At 43.7% G+C, this 15,421-nt stretch carries 10 protein-coding genes; all 10 read left to right on the top strand.

Annotated features, from left to right (window positions below; all coding sequences use genetic code 11):
- The first annotated feature begins 108 nt into the window (after window positions 1–108).
- Window positions 109–2,160: a molecular chaperone HtpG gene (gene htpG, locus CS948_RS16270; protein WP_099292760.1), complete on the top strand. Its 2,052-nt coding sequence runs from the start codon at window positions 109–111 to the stop codon at window positions 2,158–2,160.
- Window positions 2,161–2,258: 98 nt separating this feature from the next.
- A complete protein-coding gene (locus CS948_RS16265) occupies window positions 2,259–2,873 on the top strand; it encodes an HdeD family acid-resistance protein (protein ID WP_099292758.1) in 615 nt (204 codons plus the stop codon).
- Window positions 2,874–2,974: 101 nt separating this feature from the next.
- Window positions 2,975–3,631, top strand: a complete 657-nt coding sequence (gene upp / locus CS948_RS16260) for a uracil phosphoribosyltransferase (protein WP_176555087.1) — start codon at window positions 2,975–2,977, stop codon at window positions 3,629–3,631.
- A 72-nt stretch (window positions 3,632–3,703) separates the two neighbouring features.
- Window positions 3,704–4,024, top strand: coding sequence for a hypothetical protein (locus CS948_RS16255; RefSeq protein ID WP_176555086.1), 321 nt, complete (start codon window positions 3,704–3,706; stop codon window positions 4,022–4,024).
- A 98-nt stretch (window positions 4,025–4,122) separates the two neighbouring features.
- On the top strand, window positions 4,123–7,413 hold the full coding sequence (secA, locus tag CS948_RS16250) for a preprotein translocase subunit SecA (protein WP_099292752.1): 3,291 nt from the start codon (window positions 4,123–4,125) through the stop codon (window positions 7,411–7,413).
- Window positions 7,414–7,486: 73 nt separating this feature from the next.
- Window positions 7,487–8,323 carry a prolipoprotein diacylglyceryl transferase gene (gene lgt, locus CS948_RS16245; RefSeq protein ID WP_099292750.1) on the top strand — a complete coding sequence of 279 codons (837 nt, stop codon included), beginning with the start codon at window positions 7,487–7,489 and terminating at the stop codon, window positions 8,321–8,323.
- Window positions 8,324–8,340: 17 nt separating this feature from the next.
- Complete coding sequence (locus CS948_RS16240; protein WP_099292748.1) at window positions 8,341–8,814, top strand: nucleoside deaminase; 474 nt, start codon at window positions 8,341–8,343, stop codon at window positions 8,812–8,814.
- A 232-nt stretch (window positions 8,815–9,046) separates the two neighbouring features.
- Window positions 9,047–11,146 (top strand): KamA family radical SAM protein, encoded by a 2,100-nt coding sequence (locus CS948_RS16235; protein WP_099292746.1) that lies wholly within the window; start codon window positions 9,047–9,049, stop codon window positions 11,144–11,146.
- Between the two features lie 61 nt (window positions 11,147–11,207).
- Window positions 11,208–12,842: a beta-N-acetylhexosaminidase gene (locus CS948_RS16230; protein ID WP_099292744.1), complete on the top strand. Its 1,635-nt coding sequence runs from the start codon at window positions 11,208–11,210 to the stop codon at window positions 12,840–12,842.
- A complete protein-coding gene (locus CS948_RS16225; protein ID WP_099292742.1) occupies window positions 12,835–15,414 on the top strand; it encodes a glycoside hydrolase family 2 protein in 2,580 nt (859 codons plus the stop codon). The genes CS948_RS16230 and CS948_RS16225 overlap by 8 nt, the downstream gene beginning before the upstream one ends.
- Window positions 15,415–15,421 lie beyond the last annotated feature (7 nt).

The following is a 15,421-nucleotide window of genomic DNA, read 5'->3' as shown; positions in this document are numbered from 1 at the left end:
AATTACAGGTAATTACTGTCAAATCGGCAGAGAACATTTTTTGGCATAACTATTGTCATTTAGTTGTCGTAAAAATTTGAAGTACAATTAAATTAAAAATATAGAGTTATGTCAACAGGAAAGATTGGAGTTTCAACAGGGAATTTATTCCCGATTATCAAGAAGTTTTTATACTCGGATCATGATATCTTTTTGAGAGAAATTGTATCGAATGCCGTGGATGCTTCACAAAAGATGAAGGTGCTGGCTTCGAACGGGGAGTTTAAGGGTGAACTTGGTGAGTTGAAGGTAAGAGTGAAGGCTGACAAAGCGGCAGGTACGTTGACGGTATCGGATAACGGTATCGGAATGACGCAGGAAGAAGTGGAGAAATATATCAATCAGATCGCTTTTTCCGGCGCGGAAGAGTTCATGAACAAGTACAAAGATAACGCGGCGGCTATTATCGGTCATTTCGGGTTAGGTTTTTATTCTTCGTTCATGGTGAGTGACAAGGTGGAAATCGTGACGAAATCTTATAAAGAGGGGGCGAAAGCGGTGAAATGGTCGTGCGAGGGGAATCCGGAGTACACGTTGGAAGAAACGGAGAAAGCCGAGAGAGGTACGGACATTATCATGTATATCAACGAGGAAGAGAAGGATTTCTTGGAGGATTCGAAGGTAAACGAGTTGCTGACGAAATATTGTAAGTTCCTGCCTATCGAGATTATTTCCGGGAAGAAGAAAGAGTGGAAAGACGGTGAGTACAGGGATACGGACGAGGATAACGTGATAAATGACACGAATCCGGCGTGGACACGTAAGCCCGCGGACTTGAATGAGGAGGATTACGAGAAGTTCTATCGCGAGTTGTACCCGATGGCTCAGGAGCCGTTGTTTCATATCCATTTGAACGTGGATTACCCGTTTAACTTGACCGGTATTTTGTATTTCCCGAAGATTGATAATAAGTTCGAGATTCAGAAGAATAAGATACAGTTATACAGCAATCAAGTGTACGTGACGGATTCGGTGGAAGGAATCGTACCGGAATATCTGACATTACTGCACGGGGTGATCGATTCTCCGGATATTCCTTTGAACGTGTCGCGTTCTTATTTACAAAGTGACCGTAACGTGAAAAAGATTTCCAGTCATATCACGAAGAAGGTTGCCGATAGTTTGACCGATATATTCACGAACAAGCGTGAGGATTACGAGAAGAAGTGGGATGATTTGAAGATATTTATCCAATACGGTATGCTGACGGACGAGAAATTTGACGAGAGGGCAAAGAGTATTTTCTTGTTCAAAAATACCGAAGGGAAGTATTTCACGTACGAGGAGTACGAGAATTTGATTAAAGCTAACCAGACGGATAAGGATAATAAAGTGGTATTCTTGTACGCCACGGACGAAAAAGAGCAATACACGTATATTGAAGCCGCGAAGGGGAAAGGTTACGATGTGTTGTTGATGGACGGTCAGTTGGATACGCACTTTATCAATCATTTGGAGCAGAAGAATGCGGAACATCGTTTCGTGCGGGTAGACTCGGATGTTATTGATAAGTTGATACCGAAGGAGGACGCTAAGGAAGTGGCTTTGAGTCACGAGGAGCAGGAGGAATTGCGTGCCGTGTTCTCGTCCCAATTGCCTAAAGACGGGGGGATGTTCATGGTGAATTTCGAGGCGATGGGTGAGAATGGTGATCCGGTGATCGTTACGCGTTCCGAGTTTATGCGTCGTATGAAAGACATGGCGGCAATGAATCCGGGTATGGGATTCTATGGAGCCATGGGAGATCAGTATACTTTGGTCGTGAACACGGATCACAAGTTGGTGAATGATATTCTGGAGAACGAGAAGAGCGAGATGCAAGCCAAGTTGGAACCGATTTACTTCGAGATTAAGGAAACCGAGAAGAAGCAGGCGGAGTTGGATGAATTGAACAAGGGCAAGAAAGACGAGGAAATTCCGCAGGTAGATAAAGATAGGAAGACTGAGTACAATAAAACTGTTTCCGATTTACAGAAGCAGAAGAACGAGCTGTTGGAAGAATATGGAAAAGGTAATAAGGTTGTAGGTCAGTTGATTGACTTGGCTTTGTTGGCAAACGGGTTGTTGAAAGGAGAGGCTTTAAACAGGTTTGTCAAGCGAAGCGTGGAGTTGATAAAATAAAAAAGTTAAGCCGGACGTTTGTCCGGCTTATTTATTTCAGAAAAAATCATTACTTTCGTTGGATGAATTTGATTGAAGTTACTTAAAAATATAAAATTATGCAGGTTATTTTTTCTTCCGGGACATATAAGAGAACGATGGTAAGGTCTATCGTGGCAATCGTGACAGGTATCGTTTTGGTGCTTTGGCCGACAGAGGTGTTGAATTACACGGTTAAGATTATCGGGGCGGTGTTCTGTCTTGCCGGAATCGTGTCTTTCCTCGTGTCTTTGCGGGATCAGGATGGGAACTCGCCGAGAGGTTTGATTTCTTTTAACGGGATCGGGAGTATTATTCTGGGTATTCTGTTGTGGGTGATGGCGGATACTTTTACCAATATATTGATGTACCTGCTTGGTTTTATTTTGGTTGTCGCTGGTATCGGTCAATTGGTTGTTCTTACTTCTGCAAGGAGATTCGGGCAGATTAGCGGGATGAGTTATTTGTTCCCGATAATCGTACTTTTGGCGGGTATTGTTATTTTCGCGAATCCGTTTTCCGCGAAAGAAGGAATAATCACTTTTTTCGGGGCGATTTCTATATTTTACGGGATTACCGATTTGATTAATCAACGCCGGATTAATCAGTTGAGAAAAGAGGCGCATGAGGCGGAACAACAACAGAAGTTGGGTGGGGGTGAGATTGAGGACACGGAGTATGAGGAAGTTGAATAACCTTTTTAATTTCGGATTTACGATTTCAGATTTATGATTTCAGATTTATGATTGAAGAGGAGTTTGTAGGCTTAGGATAGTATTATTTAAGAATAGATATAATGGTGTATATTATTAATAAGGAGGATTCGGTTTATAATCGTTTTTTAGCAGAGCTTAGAGATAAAGAAATACAAAAGGATCCTTTGCGCTTTCGACGGAATTTGGAGAGAGTCGGTGAGATTATGGCTTACGAGATCAGCAAGACTTTTCACTATTCGTCGCGAAAGGTGCAAACCCCGATAGATGTGGCGGACGTGAGGTTGGCAGATGATGAAGTGGTGGTGGCTTCTGTTTTGCGTGCAGGGCTTCCTTTTCATCAAGGGTTTCTAAATTACTTTGACCGTTCGGGGAGTGCTTTTATTTCCGCGAGAAGAAAATATAAAGAGAATCATATAGATTTTGAGATTCGTTTCGATTCAATTTACACGCCTAGTCTGGAAGGAAAGCAATTGTTGCTGGTAGATCCGATGCTGGCAACCGGAGCGTCTATCGTGGTTGCTTATCATGAGTTGTTGAAGCAAGGTGGAAGACCGCTGCACACGCATATTGCAGCTATCGTGTCCAGTCGTCAAGGTGTGGATAAAATTACCGAGGCGTTGAAAGATGAGCCGGTTACGATATGGACAGGTGCCGTGGACGAGAGATTGACGGAGAGTTGTTATATTGATCCGGGAATCGGTGATGCCGGTGATTTGGCATTTGGAGAGAAATTGTGAAAACTTAAAGATAAAAACTAAAAGCTAAAAGTTGAAGGTTCAGATTAAAGCATTATCTTTGGCGTCATGGAAATGAACAAATATTTAATAGCTGCCTTATATGTGTTTGCCGGTTGTGTGGCAACACTCCCGATTGGGGTGCGTGCCGGGAATGTCCCTGTTGCCAATGACAGCTACCGTTTGTTGATTTCTTCTCCCACTGAAAAAATTATAACCGTTTGCACGGATAAGAGGACCGCGGATGATTTGGACTATGGTGTTTTTAGTCATCAGAATTATTTAGCCTCTATTGATAGTGTAAAGGTTTATTATACTTACTCACCTTTAGTGCTTCCGGGTTGGAAAGTACCCGAAGTAACAGCTAATCCCATACGAGCGCCGGGGAGATGCTGATAATTTTAGATTTATGATTTTAGATTTACGATTGAAGAGGTAAACTATGTTTTATCATTTTCGATTTTCATTTTTCAATTTTTCAATTATAAAAAAGTATGGGATTTAATGATATATTAAAAAGTATGTTCGGTAACAAGGCAGATCGGGATATGAAGGAGTTGTTACCGGTGGTTAAGAAGGTGAACGCGGAGTGGGAGAAGATTAAAGGATTGAGCCATGATGATTTGAGAAAGGTGTCTGCTGATCTGAAGGCGAAGATACACGCTCATGTAAAATCAGAGGAGGATGAGATCGCTACGTTGAAAGCAAAAGTGGAAAACGAGAAACCCTCTATCGAGGAGAGGGAGGAAATATATAACCGGATTGATAAGCTGGAAGAGCAGATTGACAAGAAACTGGAGGATATTTTGAATGAAATATTGCCAGTAGCTTTTGCGGTGATTAAGGATACTGCACGACGATTTACCGAGAACAAGGAAATCGTGGTAAAGGCCACGGATTTTGATAGGGATTTGGCCGTGACGAAAGATTTCGTGGAAATAGAGGGGGAGGATGCCGTTTATTTTAATTCGTGGCTTGCGGGAGGAAATGAGGTTACTTGGGATATGGTACATTACGATGTGCAGTTGATCGGAGGTTCCGTGTTACATCAAGGGAAGATTGCCGAGATGGCTACCGGTGAAGGTAAAACGTTGGTGGCAACTTTGCCTGTTTTCCTGAATGCTTTGACAGGGCGAGGCGTACATGTGGTAACGGTCAATGATTACCTTGCCAAACGTGACTCCGAATGGATGGGACCGTTATATATGTTCCACGGTTTGTCAGTAGATTGTATTGATAAAACGGAGCCTAATTCTCCCGAGAGAAGAAAGGCTTATCAAGCGGATATCACTTTCGGTACGAATAACGAGTTCGGTTTCGACTATTTGAGAGATAATATGGCGATACACCCGGAAGACCTTGTGCAACGGAAGCATAATTATGCTATCGTGGATGAGGTAGACTCCGTGTTGATCGATGATGCCCGTACTCCGTTGATTATTTCCGGTCCTGTACCCAAGGGGGATATCCAGATGTTTGACGAGTATAAGCCCCGTGTGGAAAAGTTGGTTCGTATGCAGCGTGAGTTGGTTTCACGGATTTTTAACGAGGCGAAGACTTTGCTTGCCAGCGGTGACCGGAAACAGGAGGAACAGGGTGCTATTCTGTTATTGAGAGCGTTTAAGGGGTTGCCCAAGTACAAGCCATTAATCAAGTTCTTGAGTGAACAGGGAAATAAGGCGACTTTGGTAAAGACCGAGAATATATACATGCAGGAAAACAACCGTCGTATGCCTGAGATCACGGACGAATTGTATTTCGTGATCGACGAGAAGTTGAATTCAATAGATTTGACGGATAAAGGGCATGATACGATTACGGCGGCGGGAGAGGATCCGAACTTCTTTATATTGCCGGATATCGGTTCCGAATTGGCTGAAATAGACAAGATGAATTTGTCTGACGAGGAAAAGGTCGAGAAAAAAGACCAGTTGGTACAGAATTATGCTACCAAATCGGAGCGGGTACACACGGTGAACCAGTTGTTGAAAGCGTATACTTTGTTCGAGTTGGATGTGGAATATGTGGTGATGGATAATAAAGTGAAAATCGTGGACGAGCAGACCGGACGTATCATGGAAGGTCGCCGTTATTCCGACGGTTTGCACCAAGCTATCGAGGCGAAGGAGAACGTGAAGGTGGAGGCTGCCACGCAGACATTTGCTACAATTACTTTACAGAATTATTTCCGTATGTACCACAAGCTGGCGGGTATGACCGGTACGGCGGAAACGGAAGCGGGAGAGTTCTGGGATATTTATAAATTGGATGTCGTAGTTATCCCGACGAATAAACCGATTATCCGGAAAGACGCAAACGACTACGTGTACAAGACGAAACGCGAGAAGTATAATGCGGTAATAGAGGAGATTATCCGATTAGTGGAATTGGGACGTCCCGTTCTGGTGGGTACGACTTCGGTTGAGGTATCCGAGTTACTGAGCCGTATGTTGAAAATGCGCGGAATTAAGCATAACGTGTTGAACGCTAAGTTACATCAGCGGGAAGCTGATATTGTGGCTGAAGCCGGTAAATCGCAAGTTGTTACTATCGCTACCAACATGGCAGGTCGTGGAACGGATATCAAGTTGAGTCCGGAGGTTCGTGCCGCGGGTGGTTTGGCAATTATCGGTACGGAGCGTCATGATTCCCGTCGTGTTGACCGTCAGTTAAGAGGTCGTGCCGGACGTCAAGGGGATCCGGGTTCATCACAATTCTTCGTGTCATTGGAGGATGATCTGATGCGTCTTTTCAGTTCCGAAAGAATTATTCGTGTTATGGACCGTTTGGGACATGAGGAGGGGGATGTGATTCAACACTCGATGATCACGAAATCTATCGAGCGTGCGCAACGTAAGGTGGAAGAGAATAACTTCGGTATTCGTAAGCGTTTGCTGGAATATGACGACGTGATGAATTCGCAACGTGAGGTTATTTACAAGAAAAGACGCCATGCATTACTCGGGGAGAGAATCGGGGTGGATATTGCTAATAACATGTACGATGTTTGTGAAACGTTGGTAGAAGTACATAAAGATAGCAACGAAGTAGAGGATTTCCGATTGGATGTATTGAAATATCTGTCCGTGAATTTTGATATAAAGGAAGAAGAATTCCAAAAGACTTCCGCTTCGGAATTGACCGAGAGATTGTATAAAGAGGTGAGAGAAACCTTTACCCGCAAAGTAGAAGGAATTTCGAAACAGGCATTCCCGGTGATTAAGAATGTGTTCGAGCAAAGGGGTGAAATGTTTAAGAATATCGTGGTTCCTTTCACGGATGGCAAGAAAATGTATAACGTGGTCACGAATTTGGAAAAAGCATATAAGACAGAGGGGGAAGAATTAGTACGTGCCTACGAGAAATCGATTATGCTTGCCCATATTGATAATGCATGGAAAGAGCATTTGCGGGAAATGGACGATTTGAAACAATCGGTTCAGAATGCCACGTACGAGCAAAAAGACCCGTTATTGATCTATAAATTCGAATCGTTCAATTTGTTCAAGACGATGGTGGATAAGATCAACAAGAGTGTGGTTTCTACTTTGATGAAAGGACAAATTCCGTTCGAGGCTCCGGAGGAAGTAAGACAAGCCGAGGAAAGACGTACGGATATGAGCAAAATGCGCACGGGACGTACGGATGCTCCCGCGGCACAGACAAATCAAGGACCTCGTAAAGTGGAGCCGGTGAAAGTCGGTCCTAAGGTGGGACGTAATGATCCTTGTCCTTGCGGAAGTGGTAAGAAATACAAGAATTGCCACGGTAGAGAAGAAAATTAATTTTAGATTTATGATTGATGATTTCAGATTCTTGCTGTAATCGTCAATCATAAATTTTAAATCGGAAATAATTATGGTTTCATTATTTATCAACTGGGATGTCAGTCCCGAGATTTTTAATTTAGGAGGCTTCTCTATCCGGTATTACGGTTTGTTGTTTGCGTTGGCGTTTGTTTGCGGATACAAGGTAGAAGAGAAGATGTTCAAATCAGAGGGATTAAGTCAGCAATGGTTGGACAAATTATGGATATATGTTGCCGTGGCAACCGTGATCGGTGCTCGATTGGGACATTGTTTCTTTTACGGGTGGGAATATTATCAGAACCATTTATTGGAAATTGTTTTGCCATTTCAACTCAGTCCGTTTAAATTCACGGGTTTCCAAGGGTTGGCGAGTCATGGTGCCGCGATAGGTATTATCGCGGGATTATGGTATTATTCCAAGAAAGTGAGTAAAAAATCAATCTTTTGGATATTGGATCGTGCCGTGATTCCTATTGCTCTTGCAGGTTTTTTTATCCGGATGGGGAATTTGATGAATTCGGAAATAGTCGGACTTCCGACCACTTTGCCGTGGGGTTTTATTTTTATCCACGGGCATGGGATTGAGAATCCGGAATTACCTCGTCATCCGGCTCAGTTGTACGAGGCAATTTGTTATTTAATCAGTTTTGCCGTGTTAATGCATTTGTATTGGAGAACGAATGCGAAAGATAAACAGGGTTTTCTATTCGGTATGTTTTTGATCTTGATTTTCGCGGCACGTTTCTTTATCGAGTTCGTGAAAGAGGATCAAGAGGCTTTCGAGGCTTCGATGACATTGAACATGGGGCAATGGCTGAGTATTCCTTTTGTCCTTGTGGGTATCTATATGGTATGGAGAAATAAAACGCCGTTGAAAGCGAAGTAATTTATGACTAGGTGAATATGAGTTACGATAAAAGATTCATGAAAGAGGCAATTCGAATTGCCGTGGAGAATGTGAAGAATGGGACGGGAGGTCCTTTCGGGGCTGTTGTTGTGAAAGGCGGGGAGATTATTGCATCTTCCGGGAATACGGTAGTACCGGATAATGATCCGACAGCTCATGCCGAAGTGAATGCTATTCGTAAGGCATGTAGAAATTTGGACTCCTTTCAACTGGAAGGGTGTGAGATCTATTCCAGTTGTGAGCCTTGTCCGATGTGTTTGGGGGCAATTTATTGGGCTCGTCCGAAAGCTGTTTATTATGCTTGTACGAAAGAGGATGCGGCTGAAGGCGGATTTGATGATTCTTTTATCTATAAGGAAATCATGTTGGATGGTTTGCGACGTTTTATCCCGTTCGTGAACGAGAAAGAAGAGGGTGCCGGGGAGGAATTTGAGCTTTGGCGTGAGGAAAAGAACAAAGTCAAGTATTAGAATCTGTGTTCTATAAAGTTATGAATAGGGCGTGTTTTGAGAAGGATACGCCCTATTTTTATGTCCTATTTCCAAATATTTCTTGCTGTTTTTCTCTTTTTTTATTAAATTTGTAAACCTCAGGTATTTGCTTTCTGTATAAATACATGTCACTTCTTGGCATTCGAGGGCGTTTTCGGACGCTACAACATTTTATGTTGTGTTTTTGTTTAACTTTTGAAATAGGAGGAACGTGGAGCTGAAAAATGTACTGAAATATTCGTATACCGAATTAATAGATTTATTTGAAAAGGACTTCCCGAGTATATTGCATAACGCAAGGATAAGCGATGATTGGAGAGTCTTCGAGCAATTTTTGAAAGAATATATTCGAGCGACTCTAATCAGACGTCCTTCGCCTCTTTCTATACGGCGTTTTTTTCGCATGTTCGTGAATCGTTCCCGTTATATTCATGATTTCTCGACGGGTGAGAAAATCCGGTACGAGCCGATAAAATGGTTATGGGAGGCTTTGCGGGGGGAAGATAATGATGTGCATCAGGACTTTTTGATCGACAGGTATTTTTTGTTTAAACAGTTTCAAAATAGCTTTGATGTTTTGTCAGATCAAGAGCAATGCAAGAATTGGAGAGAACGTTGGGAAGTGGGTACGGATGAAGATGTTGCCGAGGAACGCCGGGAGAATAGAAAGCGAATATCTTATTTGTTAATTCGTAAAATAGAGCGACGGGATAAAATGAATTCCCGTTATCGTTTTGCCGCAGAAACGAGTGAAGAGGACAAAATGAGGCTGATAGACGAATGGTGGAAAGACTATAAATTTCATTTGACGATGGCAATACGGGAACCGGATGAATTGAATCTGTTTTTGAATCATACGTTATCTGACAAAACGATGCAAATCCTGCATGATGCAAAGCGGAAAGGAATACCTTTTTTCGTGACGCCTTATTATTTATCCCTGTTGAGCGTGAAAGAGAACGGGTATGATGATTCCACGATTCGGAGTTACGTGATTTATTCCCGGGAACTGGTAGAGAATTTCGGACATATTCAGGCTTGGGAGAAAGAGGATGTCGTGGAAGCCGGTAAGCCCAATGCGGCAGGTTGGTTATTGCCAAATTCGACAAATATTCACCGTCGTTACCCGGAAGTGGCTATTTTTATTCCGGATTCGATGGGGCGTGCTTGTGGAGGATTGTGCGCTCTTTGCCAACGGATGTATGATTTTCAAAAAGGGCATCTGAATTTTAACTTGGATCGCTTGAAGCCGATAGAAGGATGGGAGAGAAAGATGGAGCGGTTGATGACTTATTACGAGTATGATTCTCAATTACGGGATATTTTGATCACGGGAGGTGATGCATTGATGAGTCAGAATTCGACGTTGGAGAAAATTCTGGATGCTGTTTACCGGATGGCGGTTCATAAACGGGAGGCTAACAGGGAGCGGACTAAAGGAGAGAAATATGCCGAAATCCGGCGGGTGAGATTGGGTTCTCGTTTATTGGCGTATTTGCCGAGTCGGATTGATGACGGATTGATTGATGTCTTGAAATGTTTTCGGGAGAAAGCCACTCGTGCGGGGATACAACAATTTTTTGTGCAAACGCATTTTGAATCGCCGTTGGAGATCACGGAAGATGTGGTACGTGCGGTACGACGCTTGCTGGATGCCGGATGGATTATAACGAATCAACTCGTATTTACCGTGGCGGCATCCCGCCGGGGACACACGGCAAGGTTGAGGGAGGAATTGAACAAAATAGGAATTTTGACTTATTATACTTTTTCCGTGAAAGGCTTTGGTGAGAACTATGCTCTGTTTGCCCCGAACAGTCGCTCCATGCAAGAGGTAAAGGAAGAAAAAATATACGGTCGTTTGTCCCCGGAATTGGAGAAAGAGGTGTTGGATATATTGAAGCGTCCGGAATTGCTGAATCCCGGTTTGGTTCGTTTATTAGAGAAATATGGTCAACCCTTCTTGGCTACCGACCGGAACGTGATGAATCTGCCGGGGATAGGAAAAAGTATGACTTTTGTGACAGCCGGTTTGACTAAACAAGGGAAGCGAATTTTACGTTTTTCCTTGGACGCGAATCGTCGACATAGTCCCGGTGTGGATAATATCGGGGATATTTATATCGTGGAGAATAAATCTATTGCGGCATATTTACGCCAGTTGGAAGAATTAGGAGAGAATGTTGAAGACTATTTTTCTATATGGCATTACTCGGAAGGGCACACGGAATCCCGCTTCGCTTTGTTCGAGTATCCGGAGCAATACACGGGTATCACGGATGATTTTACAAATTTGATCATAGAGTCTTAAAAAGAATTGCGTATTTGTAAATTTTAGGCTATCTTGGCTGTTGTGTTTAAAAAATACGTTTATGAAAAAGATCAATTTAGTTTCAATCGTAGTATTGTGTATTATTTTGCTTGCCGGATGTGCCGGAGAACCTAATCAAGAGGTGAATATTATTCCTCAACCCCAGAGTGTGGCTGTTGAGGATGGTGGTTTCAAACTGTCCCCGAAAACGGTGATTAACGTTGTGCAAGGAGCGGAGGATTTGACTCCCGCTTGTACTTTCCTTAGTACATTGACCGAAAAATCTTTCGGGACACCTTTAAAGATCGAGAAAGGTGGTGCCAAGAGTAATGCAGTGAACATTACTGTTGATCCTTCCATGAAAGCTGATGCTTATGAGTTGACCGTGAGTGAGAATGCTATTCATATTCAAGGTGGAAGCTCAAAGGCCGTGTTTTACGCCATGCAGAGTTTGCGGCAGATGATGCCTGTCGGGATGGAGAAAGGGGAAAAAATGAACAAGATAAGAATCCAGAATGTACGGATTCAAGATGAACCTCGCTTGGGATACCGAGGTACGATGTTGGATGTTTGTAGACATTTTTTCACGGTGGATGAAGTGAAGACTTTTATCGATATGCTGGCGTTACATAAATTGAGCGTGTTCCATTGGCATTTGACGGATGACCAAGGGTGGCGTATCGAGATTAAAAAATACCCGGAATTAACTCGGATAGGCAGTCAACGTAAACAAACCGTGATAGGTAAAAATACCGGAAAATATGACGGGAAGCCTTACGGGCCGTATTTCTTCACGCAAGAGGAGATAAAAGATGTCATTCAATATGCGGCTGATCGCTATATTACAATTATCCCGGAAATCGAACTTCCCGGGCATGCTTTGGCTGCGTTAGCAACCTATCCGGAATTGGGATGCACGGGTGGTCCTTACGAGGTTTGCCAGATGTGGGGTGTTTTCCCAGAAGTTTTTTGTCCCGGAAACGAGAAGACATTTGAGTTTTGGGAAGGGGTGTTGACCGAGGTTGCCGAGTTATTCCCGTCTGATATCATTCATATCGGGGGTGACGAATGCCCGCGGGATGAGTGGAAAAAATGTAAGAAATGTCAGGCTCGAATGAAAAAGGAGAATATGAAGGAGGAGTACGAGTTGCAGAATTACGTGGTTCACCGGATTGAATCTTTTTTGAAGACGAAAGGGAAAAGGATTATCGGTTGGGATGAAATTTTGGAAGGCGATGTTTCCAAGACTGCTATCGTTATGTCGTGGAGAGGTAAGAGCGGTGGTATAGCCGGAGCGAAGAGGGGGAACGAGGTGATTATGGTACCGAATGATTACGCTTATTTTGATTATTATCAAGCGAAACCGGTGGAGAATGAGCCTTTCGGTATCGGTGGCTACGTACCCGTGGAGAAGGTGTATAGTTTGGATCCCACGGAAGGGTTGACTCCCGAGGAGGCAGCAAAAATCATCGGTGTGCAGGCTAATTTGTGGGCAGAGTATATCACGACTTTTAGCCACGCTCAATACATGTTGTTGCCTCGTATGGCGGCGTTGTCAGAGGTGGCTTGGACTCCGCAAGCGCGAAGAGATTATTCGGGTTTCTTGAATAGAGCCAAGTTGTTAACGCAACGTTATGACGCCTTGGGATATAATTTTGCCAAACATATTTTGCAGGAGCCGAAAACGAATGAATAAGATATTATGGTTTGCCTTTTTCTGTTGTAGCATCGGGGGGATTCTCGGATGCTCTTCGGAAAAAGAGATAAGAACGGAGGTTTCTTCCGGTTGGCAATTCCGTCAAAAGGATAGTGGCGACTGGCTTCCGGCAACTGTTCCGGGGACAGTGCATACGGATTTGCTGGCAAACGGGAGAATAGAAGATCCTTTTTACCGGATGAATGAACTCGGATTGCAGTGGATTGATAAGAAGGATTGGGAATATAGAACCGAGTTTTCGGTTGATGATGAGCTGATAGGCAAGAAAAACCAATATCTCGTTTTTCAAGGATTGGACACGTATGCCGATGTCTACTTGAACGGTGAGTGTATCGGTTCTGTGGATAATATGTTCCGTACGTGGAAATTTGATGTTTCCGGTAAATTGAAAGTCGGGGATAATGAATTGCGTGTTGTACTCGCTTCTCCCACTGCGAGAGGATTGGAAGAGATGAAGCGTTACGGTTTGAGATTGTCGGCAGATAATGATCAAAGTGAAAGAGGGGGAATGGGACAAGACCGGGTAAGCGTGTACACCCGTAAGGCTCCTTATCATTATGGTTGGGATTGGGGACCTCGTTTGGTGACTTCGGGGATATGGCGTCCGGTTATCATCGAGGCGTGGAGTGGTATGAAAGTGGAGGACGTGTATATAAAACAAACGGAGGTCACGAGGGAGTTGGCAACTTTAAGTGCGGATATTCGCGTGAAGGCGGATGTCGGACAAGAGGTCGAAATTGAGATTACGAGTGACGGGAAAGTCTTGGCTTCCGGTAAGAAGAGCTTGGAACGGGGAGAAAACAACGTTTCCGTGCCTTTTGAGGTGGAGAGTCCTCGGTTGTGGTGGAGTAACGGTTTGGGGGAGCAAAACTTGTATTCTTTTAAAGTGCGGGTGACGGGTGTCGAAGGTGTTATTGCCGAGAAAGAGGTGACGACCGGATTGCGATCATTGAAATTGGTACGGAAGAAGGATCAAGGGGGCGAATCGTTCGGTTTTGAATTGAATGGTGTACCCGTTTTTGCCAAAGGGGCGAATATTATACCGAATGATGTTTTTCTGCCTCGTGCGAATCGAGAGGTGTACGAGAAAATGGTTTTCGATGCCGCGAATGCTAACATGAATATGTTACGGGTATGGGGTGGCGGAATATACGAGGATGATGTTTTCTTTGAATTGTGTGACAAGTACGGGATTATGGTGTGGCATGATTTTATGTTTGCTTGCGCGATGTATCCGGGGAACAAGGAGTTTTTGGATAATGTTCGGGAAGAAGCTATTGATAACGTGGTGCGGATGCGTAATCACCCGTGTATAGCCCTGTGGTGTGGTAATAATGAAAATGCATTGGCATGGCGTCACGGTTCTCCCGGCGGGTGGGGATGGAAACAGCAATTCACGAAAGAACAACAGGATACCGTGTTTAAGGCTTATTATGACGTGTTTCACGATTTATTACCGCGCGTGGTGAGTGAATATATGCCCGGGTGCGATTACTGGCCTTCTTCCCCTATGGCGGGACCGGAACCGACTCAGCACGGGTTGGATGGAACGACTTCCGGCGACCAGCATTATTGGGGTGTTTGGCACGGTTTCCGTCCATTGGAGAGTTATGACGAGGTGACTACTCGTTTTTGTAGTGAATACGGATTCCAGTCTTTCCCGGAAATGAGTACTATACGTACCTATGCTTTACCGGAGGATTATGATATTAACTCGGAAGTGATGAAATCACATCAGCGGAGTTATATCGGTAACGGGCGTATTTCGGATTACATGAAAATGTATTACCGGGTTCCGACTGATTTCGAACAGTTTATTTATATGACGCACGTCTTGCAAGGGCTTTCGACGAAAATGGCTATCGAGGCGCATCGCCGGAATATGCCTTACTGCATGGGGTCGCTTGTTTGGCAATTGAATGATTGTTGGCCTGTCGCCAGTTGGTCGACCACGGATTATTACCACAAGTGGAAAGCGGCACATTACGTGATGCGTGATTGTTTTAAAGAGATCATTGTTGCCCCGAAGTGGCGGAATGACAGTATGCTCGTGTATGTTGTCAGCGACCGTTTGCAACCCGTGGAAGCTGAATTAAGTATTGATGTGATGGATTTCTCGGGGAAAATTATTTATTCGGAGAAGTCCAATGTTGAAATTCCGGCTAATACATCAACTGTTTTAACGGGTATGAAGCGTTCTTTTTTACTTCGGGGGGCTAGTGGAAAGGATGTCTTTGCCGTGGTTCGTTTGACAGCGGGAGGAAAGAACGTGGATGAGAAAAACGTGTACTTCGAGTATCATAAAGATTTGAATTTGCCCCAAGAACCGGAATTGTCGATTCTGGCTCGGGAAGAGGGGAAGCAAAAGTATATTTTGGTAACGGCAAATAAATTAGCATGTAACGTGATGTTTGCTTTGCCGGATAGTACGGCTTTCTTTTCGGATAATTATATCGATATACTGCCGGGACGGACGTATAAAATAAACGTGAAGACAGATGTTCCTCTCGCGGAGATTGAAAGACGGATACAGTACCGTTATCTACGATAAAAAATAA

This window comes from Butyricimonas sp. Marseille-P3923 (genome assembly GCF_900184685.1).
In the GTDB taxonomy this organism is placed as follows: Bacteria; Bacteroidota; Bacteroidia; order Bacteroidales; family Marinifilaceae; genus Butyricimonas; species Butyricimonas muris.
The sequence above is the reverse complement of the archived record's forward strand: the minus strand, read 5'-3'. Positions and strand labels throughout refer to the sequence as shown.